Source organism: Psychromonas algicola, from assembly GCF_004378355.1.
In the GTDB taxonomy this organism is placed as follows: Bacteria; Pseudomonadota; Gammaproteobacteria; order Enterobacterales; family Psychromonadaceae; genus Psychromonas.
Genome location: NZ_SNUB01000017.1, coordinates 1 through 17,051, shown reverse-complemented (window position 1 = coordinate 17,051; position 17,051 = coordinate 1). Strand labels below are relative to the sequence as shown.

Annotated in this window: 15 protein-coding genes; 6 read left to right on the top strand and 9 right to left on the bottom strand. The window is 35.4% G+C overall.

Annotated features, from left to right (window positions below):
• Positions 1-2 precede the first annotated feature (2 nt).
• Both E2R67_RS09785 and E2R67_RS09780 read right to left on the bottom strand, forming a co-directional pair.
• Positions 3-332 (bottom strand): hypothetical protein, encoded by a 330-nt coding sequence (locus E2R67_RS09785; protein ID WP_134290773.1) that lies wholly within the window; start codon positions 330-332, stop codon positions 3-5.
• Positions 333-714: 382 nt separating this feature from the next.
• Positions 715-2,745, bottom strand: a complete 2,031-nt coding sequence (locus tag E2R67_RS09780; RefSeq protein WP_134290772.1) for a methyl-accepting chemotaxis protein — start codon at positions 2,743-2,745, stop codon at positions 715-717.
• Positions 2,746-2,989: 244 nt separating this feature from the next.
• On the opposite strand from E2R67_RS09780, the gene E2R67_RS09775 reads away from it, so the two are divergent.
• Entirely contained in the window at positions 2,990-4,294 is a 1,305-nt protein-coding gene (locus E2R67_RS09775; protein ID WP_134290771.1) for an ABC transporter substrate-binding protein, read from the top strand.
• Between the two features lie 86 nt (positions 4,295-4,380).
• Here E2R67_RS09775 and E2R67_RS09770 read toward each other — a convergent pair whose 3' ends face one another.
• Positions 4,381-4,713, bottom strand: coding sequence for a YajD family HNH nuclease (locus E2R67_RS09770; protein WP_134290770.1), 333 nt, complete (start codon positions 4,711-4,713; stop codon positions 4,381-4,383).
• A 189-nt stretch (positions 4,714-4,902) separates the two neighbouring features.
• Between E2R67_RS09770 and E2R67_RS09765 the strand changes: the two genes are divergently transcribed.
• Together E2R67_RS09765 and E2R67_RS09760 are read left to right on the top strand one after the other, a co-directional pair.
• On the top strand, positions 4,903-5,259 hold the full coding sequence (locus E2R67_RS09765; RefSeq protein ID WP_134290769.1) for a VF530 family protein: 357 nt from the start codon (positions 4,903-4,905) through the stop codon (positions 5,257-5,259).
• 75 nt (positions 5,260-5,334) lie between these two features.
• Positions 5,335-5,703, top strand: coding sequence for a DUF3622 domain-containing protein (locus E2R67_RS09760; RefSeq protein ID WP_134290768.1), 369 nt, complete (start codon positions 5,335-5,337; stop codon positions 5,701-5,703).
• A 108-nt stretch (positions 5,704-5,811) separates the two neighbouring features.
• On the opposite strand, the gene E2R67_RS09755 is transcribed toward E2R67_RS09760, so the two are convergent.
• The 6 genes from E2R67_RS09755 to apt form a co-directional block, all read right to left on the bottom strand.
• On the bottom strand, positions 5,812-7,335 hold the full coding sequence (locus E2R67_RS09755) for a carbon starvation CstA family protein (RefSeq protein ID WP_134290767.1): 1,524 nt from the start codon (positions 7,333-7,335) through the stop codon (positions 5,812-5,814).
• 147 nt (positions 7,336-7,482) lie between these two features.
• Positions 7,483-8,199 (bottom strand): two-component system response regulator BtsR, encoded by a 717-nt coding sequence (btsR, locus tag E2R67_RS09750; RefSeq protein WP_134290766.1) that lies wholly within the window; start codon positions 8,197-8,199, stop codon positions 7,483-7,485.
• Positions 8,199-9,893, bottom strand: a complete 1,695-nt coding sequence (locus tag E2R67_RS09745; RefSeq protein WP_134290765.1) for a sensor histidine kinase — start codon at positions 9,891-9,893, stop codon at positions 8,199-8,201. Before E2R67_RS09745 ends, btsR begins: the two co-directional genes overlap by 1 nt.
• A 248-nt stretch (positions 9,894-10,141) precedes the next feature.
• Complete coding sequence (locus tag E2R67_RS09740) at positions 10,142-10,471, bottom strand: YbaB/EbfC family nucleoid-associated protein (RefSeq protein ID WP_134290764.1); 330 nt, start codon at positions 10,469-10,471, stop codon at positions 10,142-10,144.
• Between the two features lie 38 nt (positions 10,472-10,509).
• Positions 10,510-12,876, bottom strand: coding sequence for a DNA polymerase III subunit gamma/tau (gene dnaX, locus E2R67_RS09735; protein ID WP_134290763.1), 2,367 nt, complete (start codon positions 12,874-12,876; stop codon positions 10,510-10,512).
• Complete coding sequence (apt, locus tag E2R67_RS09730) at positions 12,877-13,422, bottom strand: adenine phosphoribosyltransferase (RefSeq protein ID WP_134290762.1); 546 nt, start codon at positions 13,420-13,422, stop codon at positions 12,877-12,879.
• Between the two features lie 314 nt (positions 13,423-13,736).
• On the opposite strand from apt, the gene E2R67_RS09725 reads away from it, so the two are divergent.
• The 3 genes from E2R67_RS09725 to E2R67_RS09715 all read left to right on the top strand — a co-directional run bounded on the left by E2R67_RS09725 (position 13,737) and on the right by E2R67_RS09715 (position 16,884).
• On the top strand, positions 13,737-14,678 hold the full coding sequence (locus tag E2R67_RS09725; protein ID WP_134290761.1) for a tRNA-dihydrouridine synthase: 942 nt from the start codon (positions 13,737-13,739) through the stop codon (positions 14,676-14,678).
• 233 nt (positions 14,679-14,911) lie between these two features.
• On the top strand, positions 14,912-15,925 hold the full coding sequence (locus tag E2R67_RS09720; protein ID WP_134290760.1) for a response regulator: 1,014 nt from the start codon (positions 14,912-14,914) through the stop codon (positions 15,923-15,925).
• On the top strand, positions 15,925-16,884 hold the full coding sequence (locus E2R67_RS09715; protein ID WP_134290759.1) for a sensor domain-containing diguanylate cyclase: 960 nt from the start codon (positions 15,925-15,927) through the stop codon (positions 16,882-16,884). The genes E2R67_RS09720 and E2R67_RS09715 overlap by 1 nt, the downstream gene beginning before the upstream one ends.
• The last annotated feature ends 167 nt before the right edge of the window (positions 16,885-17,051 follow it).

Below are 17,051 nucleotides of genomic sequence, written 5' to 3'. Positions count from 1 at the left end.
TCTTATTTAATTATTTTAATTTTTGTTTCTATTTTTTTAATTTCATCAATAACCGATACACCATAACCTCCAAAGAACAATGGTCGAGTGCTAATTTTAACGTTTAAGCCACAATCCATTTTAATTAATTGTTGTGGCTTAATTTCCCAAAGCTTAAGCCAATCTTTTTTACTAATATAAAAACGAATATCCTCTGAAGCGAGCATTACCGAGTGATTTCCTAGTAAGTTTTTTTCAAAAAAGTCTCTTAAATCAAAATGAAGTTCAATAGCTTTAAAGACAACTTCCCCTTCAAAGCATTTTATTTTTTTAAAATTAGGTGTTCTGTACACAATAAAAGAAAGTACAAAATAACACCCAATAAAGATAAAAGAAATGAGCAGAAAATTTAGGATAAACATCTCGGCGTGAAAGTTAAAAAAATTTATATGAAGAGAACATTACCTTAACGGTACATTTTATTAAAGTACAATGTTATACCAATTACGATAAATAGCTTATCTGTTTTACTGGCTAAAACAGCCCACTTCTTCGTTATAAATTTCGTAAAGGAAACCCATTTACGCCAATTTACGCCTCGAATTAAACTATTTTTTCTTCGTAAAATTTAGATAATATATTTAACAAAATTGGTATTATTTGTTTGCGGATTAAAACTAAAAAGCACCTTTTGAAAGGTGCTGTTGAATAAAAGAATAAACTGTATTTTAAAGACTATCTTTCAAAAACGAATTTAGACACATTGCTCTCTAAATTTTTAGCGATTTCAATTTGTCCCATTGCTTCGTCTTTTGCAGATTCGGCTTTGTGGTTAGTTTCGTCGGCTAGAGACGCAATTCTATTAATATTTTGGTCAAGCTCTGTAACCGTTGCTGCTTGCTCTTCTGCTGCTGTTGAAATCAAGTAACTTAAGTCTTGAACTTCAGCCATTTTACTTTCAAAACTAGCAATAATGTCATCCGCTAGTTTAGCTTGTTCTAAACTATCGCCCACTAACGCTTCACTTTGAGTGGTGACTTCTACTGCGGATTGAGAATCAACGACCATTGAAGAGATTTTATCTTGAATTTCTAGCGTTGCAGATTGTGTTCTTGTCGCCAAAGTACGTACTTCATCAGCAACAACAGCAAATCCCCTACCTTGTTCTCCCGCTCGTGCAGCTTCAATAGCAGCATTAAGAGCTAGTAAGTTTGTTTGCTCAGCAATTTGAGTAATAGTATCAATAATGCTTTCAATACTTTTAACACCGTCATTTAGATTAGTTATAGCAGTTAATGTTTTATCCGTTTGTGCTGAAACCTGCTCAATACCTTTATAGTTAAGCTGTACTTTATCTCGCCCATCTTTCGCAAGCGCTACAGCATCCATCACGGCAACATGCGTTTGTTCAGTATGTTGTGCAACATCTTTCGCAGTAGAGCTCATTTCAACTAATGCAACAGCAACCATGTCCAATTCATTTTTTTGTTGATGTACAATCTTAAGCGTACTTTGAGATCCGCTTACCACCGAATCAACAGATTGCTCAACACGTTTAGAAGATGCTTCAATATCACGCACCGTTTGTTTTAGATTATCGACTACTTCGATCAGGTAACCATTAAGGCGACCAAACTCATCGTTCGATTTAGGAATTGGAATATTACGCAAAACCCCTTTTGATAAACAATTCAATTCATTAATAACTTGTTTCATTGCATTACGAATAAAGCGTGTCATTGCAATTGATAAAATCACGATGGCAAATAAAATCGAAACACCAACAACAATCCCAATATTATTTTGGTTTTCAGTATTGCGTGTAATGTTGTTAGAAAGCGCGTTATTTTGCGCGAAAGAATTTTCTAATAATAATCCAGTGAGGTTACTTGCACTCTCACTTTTTGCCTGTAAAGCAGCAAAGTCAGTTTTTTGTTTTGCAATTAACTTAAGCTCAGCTTCCTGTATTGCGAGTAATCCTTTTTCTCCTTCAACGGCATCGAGTAACGATAAAGTTAATTGAGATAACTCACGAACAAAACTTTGGAAACCCGCTTCAGATGAAGCAAAAATTAGCGAAGGTAATAAGTTGGAATGCGTATTCTGCCAGCTAACAAATAATCGATTATTTTGTTGTAATTCGTCTAAAGACTTTGTATTGGCAATACGCTCAATCACTAACATACCAGAGATAACCGAAGCGTTGATTTCATTAACAACAGAAATAACAGCTTCATCTTCCAGTTCAATTAAAGTATTAGAAAGGAGTGGAGATATTTTTTCTCTTAACTCATTAAGTGTGGTCACAATTTTATGTGTTTCTTCAATGGCTTCAACTATACTGCCTTGATTTTTAATCAACGCAGAAGCTGTAGATTTGACACTTGCCATATCAGTATTCAACTGAGTCAGTGTATTTTCAACGGTACTTGAAAACTCGCCGTGTAACTTAATATTTGCAAACTCATCAAGCGTGGTTGCAATTAATGCATTGTTTGCATTTAATTTATCCGCTGCAGTTTTGTAAGCTTGAGAAGCTTCACTTTGAAGCAACTTCATGACCAACGGTTCAGTTGCCTTTACCAATTCATTGGTTTTTGATGAAGCGCGAATAACGGGTGAAGACTCATTATTAATCAAGGTTAACCCTGATATAACTTGTTTCCCATTCGCAAAGCTAAAAAGCACCATTCCTATAAATAACAACCCTATCACAGCAAAACTTAAGGTTATTTTAGTCGACAAATTAATGCTAAATATTTTCATAAATTTTGATCACCGGATAGTTAAGTAATTGTAATGTGTATAGAAGTAATATCTTTAAAGATAGAATACTTTTCAATTAAAAACAGTAATTAATATGACATGCTTCAAAGTTTACAAAACAATAATTTAACCAGCAATGTGATACAGATCTACACTTATAAAAATAAAATCCAACCATAAATTTTAAGCTTGCTATATTTATATGAACTTTTACATAAAAATTAAATGATCAGGGCGAAAACTAATGATAAAACTTTCTAAATATTCAATGACTTTGTTATCGGCTTTAGTAAGCACAAGTGCTTTATCTACAGATCTTAATATCGCAACCGTTAATAATTCTCATATGATAGAGATGCAAAAACTGACCCCTGAATTTGAACGTGAACACCCAGATATCAAATTAAAATGGCATGTATACAATGAAGGTAGTTTACGTATGCGAGCAATTGCAGATATCGCCTCTGAAGGTGGACGCTATGATGTTGTAACTATCGGTTTATACGAAACCCCAATTTGGGCAAAACGTGATTGGCTAATCCCTTTACAAACTAGCGCTAGTTATGATGTAAACGATTTACTTCCATCAATTAAGAATGGTTTATCCTATGAAGGGAAACTGTATGCAGCTCCTTTCTACGGTGAAAGTTCAATGCTAATGTACCGTAAAGATTTGTTACAAAAAGCAGGCTTATCTTTTGAGCAAAGACCAACTTGGAATGATATACAAACAGCGGCAAAAGCAATGCATGATCCTGATAATGATGTTTACGGTATCTGCATTCGTGGTAAAGCTGGCTGGGGTGACAACATGGCCTTGGTATCAACTATTGTAAATAGTTTTGGTGGCCGTTGGTTTGATATGGATTGGACACCAGATATTGATAGTAGTGCTTGGAATAAAGCGGTGACCTTTTACGTTGACCTGCTGACCAAATATGGTCCACCAGATTCACAAAACAATAGTTTCACTGAAATATTAGCAATGTCTCGCGCAGGTAAGTGTGGGATGTGGATTGACGCTTCTGTTGCAGCTTCTTTTTTAACAGATTCATCTAACAGTAAGTTTTCAGATCGTTGGGCTTATACTGAAGCACCCTATCAAGTCACTACCAAAGGCGCTAGCTGGCTTTGGTCATGGTCATTGGCAATCCCTAAAGAAGCGGCTAATGTAGATGCTGCACAAACATTCATTAACTGGGCAACATCAAAAGACTATATCAAATTAGTGGCAAGTAAAAATGGATGGGCAAGCGTACCAACGGGAACTCGCTTATCAACTTATAAAACAGCAGCCTATGTAGAAGCAGTGGGTGATTTTGCAGAAGCCGAGTTAACCGCTGTTTATAATGCGGATCCTAATAATAATACCTTATTACCTTCGCCTTATACTGGTATTCAATTTGCGGCAATTCCAGAGTTTGTTTCTATTGGTGGTACAACGGGACAAAAAATAGCTGAAGCGCTTGAAGGAAAAATCAGTGTTGAACAAGCACTAGATAGCGCACAAAAAATTGCAACGCGAGAAATGAAACGAGCGGGTTATTAAAAAGCCAGAGACAAGGTAAATTAACCATTTGTTAGGGCACTATTTAAGTGCCCTTTTTTATTTTTAACAGTTAGATAATTGCGATGTTATTTATTCATTTTAGATAGCAGATCAGCAAACGGATTATAAGTTGCTGTGGCGACATTCTCATCACCCGCTTCAACATGACTTCCATATAAATCCGCTTGTGTATATTTATCATGTTCGTGATCATGACAATAAATGCATAATAATTCCCAATTACTGCCATCAGCTGGATTATTACTGTGGTCATGATCCATATGGTGAACGGTTAACTCTTTTAAATTTGAATAGGCAAATTCACGAGCGCATTTTCCACAAACCCAAGGGAACAGTTTTAGCGCTTTATCGCGATAATCACTTTCTAAACTTTTATAATTACTTGGAATGTAAGCCATTATTACCTCTCTCTATCAATATTCACTCATCATATGTTTTCATTCACCATAAGTGAACTATTTCTATAAAAATTAATACTTATTATTATGTGAATAACAGATTTAATTAAGCATTAATTTGTACATACTGTAAGCTAGCCGAATAAATTATAGACAATACATAACACGATTTAAAAAAGACGAAGATATATGCAAACTAACGACCCTTTATACGGTATAAAATTAGCTCAAATACTCACTGAGTTACAAACAAAACACACATGGAATGCAATGGGAGAAAAGTTAGGGATTAAATGCTTTTTGAATAACCCAACGCAAAAATCCTGCTTAAAATTTTTACGCCAAACACCTTGGGCGAGAAGCCGTGTTGAGATTTTATATTTAAAAACTTTTTGCAGTAAGCATCCTGAAACCACAAAATTGATCCGCAGTATTCTTGCAGCACAAAATACGCAAGCTCAAACAACTGTAAAAAAACAAGCTAAAAAGCCCTCTGTCATTAAAAGTAATGAAGGCTTTGAGTGGGCTAAAATTAACAGTAAATAAATCGATGATGAATCCATACAATCTGTGTTATTATCGCGCGCCTAAAATAATCAATGTCTAAACTAGGAATAGCTCATGACCCAACAAAAAAAGTTCGATTACAAAATCAAACAGGACGCTAATACCTGGAGTGCAGAAATCACCCGTCGTGTTAGTGCTCGCAGAAGCAGTGTCTCTAAACAACAAGACGGTTTTGCAACAGAAGCCTTAGCCATTGAATGGGCAACAGCTGAATTAGCAGGATTTTTAGAAAAACAAAAGCAAGCCAATGCTCGTAAATCAGAACGTCGTACTGTACGTAATGAAGCGGCAGCAAAAGCACAAGCAGAAAAAGAAGCTTCACATGCTGCTTTCTTAGCAAAAAGAGAAGAGTCTCGCGCATTAGCCTTAGAAGCAAGTGAAGATGATGATTACGAATATGATTACGATGAAGACGAAGATTAATCTTCTTTGAAGTTAAAATCTAAATAGTAAAAAAGCCAATCTATGTAAATAGATTGGCTTTTTATTAAAACTGACAAGATATTTCAGGATAGGACAAAGCGGAATAATTTAACTCGCTGAAGATCCTTTGCGTATTGCAACTCCGTTACAATCAATCGCTATACCATCATCATCTAAACGCTCACCCTTTTCGTTAATAAATTGTGTATGTTTAGATTTCATAACAACATAAACTGTAATCGCAACCATTGCTAAAATACCAATAACCGTAGCTGTTTGTATTGCTAACCCAAAGCCTAATGTAGAATTATTCAAAATAAAAGTAATCACCACGGCTGTCATAAACATCGCAGGAACCGTTGCAACCCAATGGAATTTATTATGGCGAACAAGATAAGCTGTTGCAGTCCACAACATCATTACCGCTGTTGTTTGATTTGCAAAACCAAAATAACGCCAAATAATACCAAAATCAACCTGAGTCAAAATAGCCCCTAATATAAATAAAGGTAATGCCATTAATAAACGATTACGGATTGATTTCTGCTCCATATTAAAATATTCAGATAAGATCAAACGGCTTGAGCGAAAAGCGGTATCACCTGAAGTAATAGGTAATATAACAACACCTAAGAAAGCAAGGATCCCACCAAACACACCTAATAGTCCAAAAGAAGCACCATAAACAACAGCACCAGGACCACCAGTAGCAACAACATCAGATAAGGCTTCAACAGAACCAAAGAATGATAAGGCAAGTGCACACCAAATAAGAGCAATAATACCTTCGCCAATCATTGCACCATAAAATACAAAACGCCCATCACCTTCATTCTCAATACAACGTGCCATCAGAGGTGATTGCGTTGCATGAAAACCAGAAATGGCACCACAAGCAATGGTAATAAATAAAGCAGGCCATAATGGCAAATCATTAGGATTCATATTAATAAACATTTGGCTCATTTCATAATCACCTAACAAACTATGATCACTAGAAAGTGACACTGCTGTAATTAAACCAATAGACATAAATATTAATAAGGCACCAAAGAAGGGATAGAATCGACCAATAATTTTATCAACAGGAACTATTGTAGCAACAACATAATAAGTAAAGATAATAACAACCATTGTTAATAAAGAAACAGACATATCGGTTTGTTCATTAATAAGATTCGTAAGCATACCTGCAGGGGCGGAAACAAAAACAACGCCAACTAAAAGCAATAATACCAATGCAAAAATATTCATAAAATGTTTTGCATTATTACCTAAATATTTACCAGTTATAGCAGGTACTGAGGCCCCGCCATTACGGACAGATAACATCCCAGAAAAATAATCATGTACGCCACCAGCAAATATGCAACCAGCAACAATCCAAAGCATTGCTGCAGGCCCATATAAAGCCCCCATAATAGGTCCAAATATAGGACCAACACCAGCTATATTAAGTAACTGTACTAAATAAACTTTAGGTGTAGACATTGCAACATAATCAACACCATCATGCTTCGCATAAGCAGGTGTTTGACGCTGACTTTTGATACCAAATACTTTCTCTACAAAACGCCCGTAAAGAAAGTATCCACCAAGTAATAATCCTAAACAAAATAAAAACCAAAGCATAATTAAGTCCTTTTAAGTGAGCTGATTGGTTATTACAGTATAAAGTTTGGATTTTAAATAACAGTTGTTAATAAAGAGAGCGGTTAAATAGAGATTTAAACGGTTAATATAACTTTTAAGTGGTTTGAGCTGAATAAAAATAACGCTTTATATAAGTCCAAAACGATCTTTAATTTTTTTTAAATAACGTCGACTAACAGGCGTTTTGAGGCCTGAACGAGTAATTATTTCAGCAGATCCGTTATCTAATAATTTTATTTCACGAAGACAAATTGGATTGACTAGATATTGCCGATGACAACGTATTAACTCTGTTTTTTCCTCTAAAATTTTAAGCGATAAACTTGCAGTTAATGTCTCATCTCCCGTTAATAAATGAACGCCAGTTTGATCAGACATCGCTATTTCTATTTTATTAGGCTCCAATAAAATAATTCGATTGAAACCAGAGCAAGGAATTAACTCTAAATGATGAGTAACCACTGCTGAATAATTAGATGGGCTAATATTATTATTCTTGAGACGCTTTAATGTTTTATGTAAACGATCGCTTTCAACAGGCTTTAGCAAATAATCAAAAGCATTATCTTCAAATGCAGTCACAGCATATTCATCATATGCTGTCACAAAAACAATCTTAGGCATACTCTCTGGGTCAAGCATACTGATTAAGTCTAGACCTGTAATTTGCGGCATCTGAATATCCAAAAATACAACATCGGGTTTTAAACTATTAATCACTTTTAAACCTTCAATTGCATTAGAGCATTGAGCGATAACCTCAACAGCATTGCTCTCCACTAATAGTTCATTGAGCTCTTCACGAGCATATAATTCATCATCAATAATAATTGCTTTTAACATTAAAACTCCTGACCATTAAGTAAAGGAAAAGAAATAGTAGCTTTAGTAAATTCATCTGTTTTACAGCTAATGACTAAACCATATTGTTGACCATGTTTATTTTTAAGGCGCTTATCAACTATTTGCAAACCCAAGCCTACCTTTTTACCTTTTGTACAATAATTCCCAGCGTTGTCGATCACTTCTAATACAACAACTGCATTATTATCTTTCTTTAAAATGTAACCATTAACCTTAAGTTCGCCTTTACGCATCAAAGTTGAAGTACCATGTTTAATCGCATTTTCAATAAGGGGTTGTAAGGTAAATGTTGGAATTTCTAAAGGTAATAAACGATCATCAATATTAATTTCTACACTTAAACGCTCCTCAAATCTCGCAAGTTCAATTTCAAGGTAAGACTGAACATGTACCAATTCTTCCTTTATTGTTACCTGCTCAATATTCTGCTTTAAATTACTTCTAAAAAATTGCGATAAATGTTGGATTAGCTCTCTCGCTTTTTGAGGGTTTTTACGTGTGACAGCGCTGATCGTATTTAAGGTGTTAAATAAAAAGTGAGGATTAACCTGTGCATGTAATAAACGGATCTCGGCCTGATTCAATAAGTTTTTCTGTTGTATATAGCGACCAGTTAAAATTTGGTTAGAAATTAATTTAGCAATTCCTTCTCCTAAGTTTCGATTAAGCGTAGAAAAGAACTTCTGTTTAGGCTCATAAAGCTTGATAGTACCTAGCACTCTACCATCAGCTTCCAGTAGCGGAATAACTAACACTGAGCCTAATCGACATGAAGTATTAATCGAACACTGATAATCCGTTTCATAACCATCTACATAAATGATTTCACCGCTTTCTATTGCCTTTAATGTGTAACCAGAAGAGATCACGGTTCCACATAAATGATGGTCAGCACCCACACCAATAAACGCGAGAATTTTATCTCTATCTGTAATAGAAACAGCACCGACGCCCGTTTCTTGATAAATAATATCAGCTACTTTTTTACAACTATCACTATTAAACCCTTGACTGAATTCACCGACTGTCCTTTGTGCAATCCGTAAGGCTTTATTAGAAAAAGTAGTATAGTTTTTTTCAAAAATGGCTTTTTTATCCTGGATAATGCTCATAAATAATGCAGCACCTAACCCATTTGCAATTACCATTGGAAGAGCAATCGCTTGAACCAACGCCCAAGCTTGCTCAAAAGGTTTCGCTACGATTAAGATAATCAGCATTTGAATGACTTCTGAAAACAAAGTAACTAATAAAGCAACACTAGGTTTAAATATATGGCCTATTTTTCCTTTTCGTAAAAAATATAAGTGTAATAAGCCACCAATAAACCCTTCTGTCGTTGTCGAAAGTGTACAAGCAACATCAGTAAAACCTCCCATAAAATATCTATGTAGACCGCCAGTTAAACCCACAAAAAAACCGACTAAAGGACCACCTAACAATCCTCCCATAACCGCTCCAATCGCTCGAGTATTAGCAATTGCATTCTCGATCGACAAACCGAAATAGGTACCTAAAATACAAAAAGAACTGAATAAAATATAATAAACAAAACGATGGGAGTTACGTCCAGAAATTGATGTCAAAGGAATAAAAATGGGGGTTTTACTCAATAAATAAGCAATAACTAAATACACACTAAGCTGTTGTAATAATAATAAAACTAACTCCACAACAACTCCTAATTAAAGTAAAAAATCAGAGCTTAGCGTTTAATGCAGAATAAATAAGTGATGTAGGAATACTTAATTACAATTAAATCAATAAATATAATTAAAAATGTTAATACCAATTAAGTTAAATTTGTGGAATAAGTAAAAACATAGCTAAACCTATAATGATGATATAAAAAAGCGGCATTGAATTTAAAATTCAAACGCCGCTTCTCAGTGTAATTAATAAGTACCTATTAATGTAAAGCCTAGAAAGGCATTTTGAAACCCGGTGGTAAATCCATACCGCCAGTAATACCGCTCATTTTACCTTTGTTAACTTCTTCAACACGGCGAACTGCATCATTCATTGCCGCAGCAATTAAATCTTCTAGCATTTCTTTTTCGTCTTCCATTAAACTTGGATCAATTTCCACTTTACGTACATTATGATTACCTAATAAAGTGATTTTAACTAAGCCAGCACCAGATTCACCAACCACTTCTGTGTTTGCGATTTCTGCCTGTGCTTTTTTCATATTTTCTTGCATTTCTTGGGCTTTTTTCATTAAGTCGCCCATTCCACCTTTACTAAACATAATTTCTCTCTTTATAAGTTACAGTTTGACTATGCTGATTATAACGGCACGACACTATTTTCATAGACTTTTGCAGCATAATCTCGCACAAAAGTTTGTACAATTGGATCATTTTTAATCGATGATTTAGCACCGTCTAAATATTGTTGATAAACAATCTGCTCTAACTCCATTGGAGTATGGCTACCTTCCACCTTACCTGTTTGAATATCAACAGTGTATTGCTGTCCATCTTTTTGATTATAGTATTGAAGCAATTTAACTTTTAATTCGTCACATAAACTCTGGTTATTAATTAAATGTTGCTGCGGTTCATGCAATGTTAATACAATACTTGTACCTTGTTTTTGCATAACCGCACTTTTAGCCAATAATTTTTCAAACCCAACAAGTTGCATTGCTTGAATATCCAAAAACCAAGGATCTGTCATTTTATCTTCAACATAGTTGGCGATATCAATGTCCGCGCTTTGTAAATTGTTATTCTCAACTAAAAGCACATCGGTTTGTTCGTCAGCAGATTGATGAAGAGCAGAAATATCAGCATTCTCTTTAGGAAGGTCAACGACCTCTTCCACCGTCTTATTTGCATAAGGTAAATAATCGGCATCTTCAGGCGTTATTTGAGTAGAAACGACTTCATTATTAACGACTGGCTCACTTTGACTAACTTGAACATTCTCAGGCAACTGATTATCTATAAAACGAGGATCATCATTATGTTCGTTAAATGCATGGTAAGTGCTATTTTGCTGATCTTGATAGCTCGTCAGAGGTGGAAGTTCTTGATTGTTATTTAATGACGTATTAGCTGGTTCAGCTGTTATGGTAACAGGAGCCGTATGCTTGTGACTTTCTTCTGTTGAGGTCACTTTTGTATCAGTCACAGCTTCTGCTGTTTTTGTAGGCGCGACAAACTGTTCAGTACCAGTAGATAGCTGCTCAGTTGTCGCTTCAGTCTTTTTTAATGCTTCTCGCTTTAAACGATGGCTGCGTAGCATATTCCGAGAGTTACTAGACTCTAAAGAAGTAGTATTTGTTTGCGTTACTTCAGGTTTTGTTGTCTCTTGTGCCACTTCATTAGCGTTTACATCGTCGCTTTGATTATGGTTAACATGAGTTTGTTCAATAATATTTGGTTGAGGTACTTCGACAGGTTGCCTAGCATCATTGGTTAAAACAGGCTCTTGTATTGGAGCCTCATTAACAGATGGGCTGATTACCGGAGCTTGTTGAATTGAATTAACTTGGCTTACAGGTTCACTTTCAGGCTCTATGCTTTCGACCTGATTTGCTTCGGTTAACATCGCTTCATCAATATCAACATAATTTGCAGGTTTAAAAGCCAACAAACGCATCACAGTCATTTCTAATGCAACTTTTCCATTAGGTGCATAGCTATAGTCTTTATATCCTTCTAGTGCGATTTGATAAAACAATTGCACTTCTTCTGGCGTTAAACGTTCAGCCAATAGTTGTACGGCTGTTTTCTTGGTCACGTTTGCATTAAGCTGTAATTGAGCCAATGCAATTTGATGGCATAAACTAGCAAGCTCTTGATGTAATGCAGAAAAATCAGCGCCGAGATGAACAAATTCTTGTATTTTTTCAAATACTTTTTGGCTATTCCCTGAAGCAATAAAGTGCATTAAATAATACAGGTGAGATTGGTCAATCGTTCCCAACATCTTTAATACTGCATTATATTCAATATGCCCTGCACCAAAAGCTAACGCCTGATCTGTCAAACTCAAACCGTCACGCATACTACCGTCTGCGGCTTTAGCGATAACAGTCAGCGCAGGTTGCTCAAAGGTAGCGTGTTCTTGCGTTAGTATCGTTGCAAGTTGTTGTTCTATTTGTTCAGGTAATATCGCTTTTAAATGGAATTGTAAACAGCGAGATAAAACCGTAATTGGCAACTTTTGAGGATCGGTAGTGGCAAGTAAAAATTTTACATACTCAGGCGGTTCTTCAAGGGTTTTTAATAAAGCATTAAAACTATGCTTAGAGAGCATATGTACTTCATCAATTAAATAAACCTTATAACGACCTTGAGCAGGTTTATATTGCACGTTATCTAATAATTCACGCGTATCATCAACTTTTGTTCTTGAAGCGGCATCAATTTCTAAGAGATCAACAAAACGTCCTTGATCAATCGCTTGGCAATTAGCGCATTGTCCACAGGGTGTAGCAGTCACACCTGTTTCACAATTTAAACTTTTAGCTAAAAGACGTGCGATGGTTGTTTTACCAACCCCACGCGTACCGCTAAACAGATAAGCATGATGCACACGGTTTTGAGCTAATCCGTTTTCTAACGCGGTTAATACATGTGGCTGACCAATCACTTCCTGAAAAGTTTGTGGGCGCCACTTTCTTGCTAGAACCTGATAGCTCACTTATTTACCTGCAAATTCAATAAGAGAATAAATAGGTACAGACATAGCCGTTAACTTATCTGCGCCATGTAAGTCATTTAATTCAATAACAAAAGCAGCTTCAAGAACTTCACCGCCTAAGCGTTGAATAAGTTTAACTGAAGCTTCAGCAGTCCCGCCTGTTGCGAGTAAGTCATCCATTAAAACAACTTTGTCACCAGGTTGTATTGCATCTTTATGAATTTGCAATACATCACTCCCATATTCTAAATCATAACTTTCTTGAATCGTGTCTCGAGGTAATTTGCTCGGTTTACGAACAGGAACAAATCCTGCACCTAACGCAACGGCAAGCGGTGCACCAAAAATAAAACCACGCGCTTCCGTACCAACTATCTTATCGATTTTTTGACCTTGGTAACGTACTTTAAATAGCTCGATAGTAGCAGCAAAGGCTGCACCATTTTCAATCAAGCTGGTTACATCTCTAAACATAATGCCAGGTAAGGGATAATCTTCGATAGTTTTAATACTGTTTTTAATTAATGTTAATTGTTCAATGCTCATATTTTGTATCCTGTCATTAAGTTATATGTTTAGAGTAAATAGTTGCTTGCCTTAGTGCAAGTTGTCATATCATAAAGTCGTTATTATTTTTCTAATACATAAAAAAACAATGCTATTTTGTATAAAAATAAAGCTTATAAATTAATTTCAAAGCCTATTTTGATATTGAATAAATAGAAATTATTTATATTCAATAAAACGCTGCACTGTTCAAATAAAAAAAGAACCTATTTTCAAGCTTTAATTTCTGTGTATTTTTGCATCTATAATCATAAACGGTATAATCCGCGCTCCTAAATAAACCGAGACAAACCATGCATATAACGCTTGCTCCAATGGAAGGTGTGATGGATTTTCACATGCGCCAACTTTTAACCCAAATTGGTGGAATCGATCGTTGTGTCACAGAGTTTGTTCGCGTTGTTGATTTACCGCTTCCTTCTCGTGTTTTCTATAGATTGTGTCCAGAATTACACAACACAAGTCAAACTGAATTTGGTACGCCTGTTCGGGTTCAACTGCTAGGGCAAAATCCAGAATGTCTTGCTATAAATGCATTAAGAGCCATTAAATTAGGATCCAGTGGTATTGATCTAAATTTTGGCTGCCCAGCAAAAACAGTGAATAAAAGTCGAGGTGGAGCAGTCCTATTAAAAGATCCAGAAGCCTTATATCAAATTGTTAAAGCAGTACGAGATAACGTCCCTAGCGAACATGTTGTGAGTGCCAAAATTCGCTTAGGTTACGAAGACAAAAGTTTAGCCATAGAAAATGCGCAAGCTATCGCGGAAGCAGGTGCTTCAGAATTAGCCGTACATGCTCGCACCAAAGAAGAAGGTTACAAACCACCTGCACATTGGCATTGGATTAAAAAAATAAAACAATCTATTGCTATCCCAGTTATCGCAAATGGCGACATATTTAGCTTCGAAGATGCACAACAATGTATTGAAATCAGTGGTTGTGATCAACTTATGATCGGGCGTGGTTCGCTTGCTGTTCCCAACTTAGCAAACGCAATTAAAGGCATTGAAGCTCCTTATACATGGTTACAAAATCTAAAATTAATGGAACAATACTTCGAATCTCTGCGTGTTATTGATGATAAAGAAAAATTTATGCCAAGTAGAATCAAGCAATGGCTAATGTTTATGAAAATTCAACATCCTCAAGCTGAATTATTTTTACAATCAGTCAGAGCGATTCGAGATCCAGATGAGATGTTCTCAGCATTGCAGCAAGCGCAAAGTAATTAAAACTAATTGATCTAAATAGTTTGATAGCCTGTATGTAACACCATTACATTTCAGAAAGTTTAATTAAACAGTCTAATAAAATGCAATTAATGATTTAAAAGTGACAGATGCTTTTTAAATCACATTTTTTTATTTTAATACAACTAAAATTAGCCAAATTTCATTTTATTAGCCTATCCTCATTAGATACAAAAGTTAGAAAAAAAACGCCTTTTATTTTACATAGGAAAATTATGCCATTACCTGTTTTAATCTGCGATGATTCCGGGTTAGCCCGAAAACAAATTGCGCGATCATTACCAAAAGACTGGGATATAGAAATCAGCTTTGCTGAGAATGGTAAAATTGGTTTAGAGTGCATTCAGCATAGGAAAGGCGATATTGTTTTCTTAGATCTCAATATGCCCGTTATGGATGGGTATCAAGTATTAGAAGAAATACAAAAATCAGACCTTCCTGCCATCGTGATCGTTATATCAGGAGATATACAACCTGAAGCACATGCGCGAGTACGTGAATTAGGTGCGCTCGACTTCATAGAAAAACCAATCAACAATGAAAAACTAACGACCATACTTGAACAATATGGTATCTACAAAGCAGGCAGCCATAACTCCCTTTCTAACCCAGAAGCACAACAAGATGCCGACATACAAGAAGCAGGCATTCGAGACGTATTGCAAGAAACCTCAAATATAGCCATGGGACGAGCTGGTGATTTATTAGGTCGCTTATTAGATACCTTTATTCTGTTACCCATACCTAATGTCAGTACAGTTGAATGCAGTAAATTAAGCGAAGCCTTAATTGAAATATCAAAAGATGATGTTGTTTCGGTTGTTAGCCAAGGGTTTATAAGCTCAGGTATCAGCGGTGAAGCAATTATGATCTTCCATGATTCTGGCTTTCAGGATATGAACAAATTATTAAAATATGAAAACATGGTTGGCGACGATCTAGAAATCGAAATGATGAATGATATTTCTAATATTTTAATTGGTGCATTTTTAAATGGATTAGCAAAACAATTAGATATTCACTTTAGCCAAGGCCAACCCATAGTATTAGGGCAGCATGGAAAAATAGAAAACATGGTAAAAAACTGTCAAAAAGTACGCAGCAGAATGTTAACTATTGAAGTAAATTACCGAATTGAAGCACATGATATTAAATGTGACTTGCTACTTTTATTTACTGAAGACTCCATTAAAGTCATTAAGCATAAAATAGGATACCTTTTAGAATAATGAGTGCAAATATAGAGTTAAAAGATATTCATTGGATGATTGACATGGTGCATAACATAGACGTTGGCATTGTGATCATCGATCCTGATTTTAACGTTAAAGTCTGGAATGGTTTCATGGAAAACCATTCAGGTTTATTAACGAAACATATGGTGGATAAAAAAATCACCGATATTTTCACAAGCATCCCAAAAGATTGGTTACAGCATAAAGTGGATAGTGTTTGCTTACTAAAAAATAAAGCCTTTACTACATGGCAGCAAAGACCTTATTTATTTAAATTTAAAAGTTACCGCCCTATTACAAGTGATGCAGATTTTATGTATCAAAACGTCACTTTTTTACCCCTTACAGACATGCTCGGTAATGTTACGCAAATATGCATGATTGTTTATGATGTTACCGAAGTGGCATTGAATCGACTCGCATTTCAAGAAGCGAACAAAAAGCTAGAGAAATTAAGCCATACTGATCATTTAACTCAACTCAATAATCAAATATTTTGGAGAGAAAATTGTGCGCTTGAATTCGAGCGAGCGAAACAGTCATCGACTCCAACCACTATCATAATGATCGATATAGATAACTTTAAAAAAATTAATGATACTTATGGTCACCAATTCGGAGATGATGTAATTAAAGGTGTTGCTGATTTAATTAAGAAAGAAACACCACAGTCAGCGTTTATAGGACGTATCGATGGAGATCGATTTGCAGTATTGCTCACTAAGACTGAATTAAACAATGCGCAAACGATTGCAGAAGCAATAAGAAAGAAAATTGAAGTGATCGTTTTTAACTGCCAAGAAGAAACAATAAAAGTCACAGCAAGTTTTGGCATTGCGCAAATGAAAGAAAGCATGGCTGATTACCAAGCTTGGATTAACATTACAGATTTAGGATTAACAAGGGCTAAGGAAAATGGTCGTAATCAAGTAGGTATTTTTGAGCACGAATAGTGCTAAGTTCAACATATATTTTAAATAAAAAAACAGCGCCTAAAGCGTAATGCCGATCAGTTAAGAAAAATTAGTTGATTTTTAACGTAAGAAGATCAAAATCCTATGACTCAAAAGGTCATGGGATTTTTTTATGGAACTTTCAGAAGCACTCGCTCGCACATCAA

Excerpts from the sequence above, each read along its gene's own strand:
- E2R67_RS09780 (WP_134290772.1), bottom strand. The coding sequence starts at position 2,745 with ATGAAAATATTTAGCATTAATTTGTCGACTAAAATAACCTTAAGTTTT.
- E2R67_RS09765 (WP_134290769.1), top strand. The coding sequence starts at position 4,903 with ATGCAAACTAACGACCCTTTATACGGTATAAAATTAGCTCAAATACTC.
- E2R67_RS09740 (WP_134290764.1), bottom strand. The coding sequence starts at position 10,471 with ATGTTTAGTAAAGGTGGAATGGGCGACTTAATGAAAAAAGCCCAAGAA.
- E2R67_RS09775 (WP_134290771.1), top strand. The coding sequence starts at position 2,990 with ATGATAAAACTTTCTAAATATTCAATGACTTTGTTATCGGCTTTAGTA.
- btsR (WP_134290766.1), bottom strand. The coding sequence starts at position 8,199 with ATGTTAAAAGCAATTATTATTGATGATGAATTATATGCTCGTGAAGAG.
- E2R67_RS09760 (WP_134290768.1), top strand. The coding sequence starts at position 5,335 with ATGACCCAACAAAAAAAGTTCGATTACAAAATCAAACAGGACGCTAAT.
- E2R67_RS09755 (WP_134290767.1), bottom strand. The coding sequence starts at position 7,335 with ATGCTTTGGTTTTTATTTTGTTTAGGATTATTACTTGGTGGATACTTT.
- E2R67_RS09725 (WP_134290761.1), top strand. The coding sequence starts at position 13,737 with ATGCATATAACGCTTGCTCCAATGGAAGGTGTGATGGATTTTCACATG.
- apt (WP_134290762.1), bottom strand. The coding sequence starts at position 13,422 with ATGAGCATTGAACAATTAACATTAATTAAAAACAGTATTAAAACTATC.
- E2R67_RS09770 (WP_134290770.1), bottom strand. The coding sequence starts at position 4,713 with ATGGCTTACATTCCAAGTAATTATAAAAGTTTAGAAAGTGATTATCGC.
- E2R67_RS09715 (WP_134290759.1), top strand. The coding sequence starts at position 15,925 with ATGAGTGCAAATATAGAGTTAAAAGATATTCATTGGATGATTGACATG.
- E2R67_RS09720 (WP_134290760.1), top strand. The coding sequence starts at position 14,912 with ATGCCATTACCTGTTTTAATCTGCGATGATTCCGGGTTAGCCCGAAAA.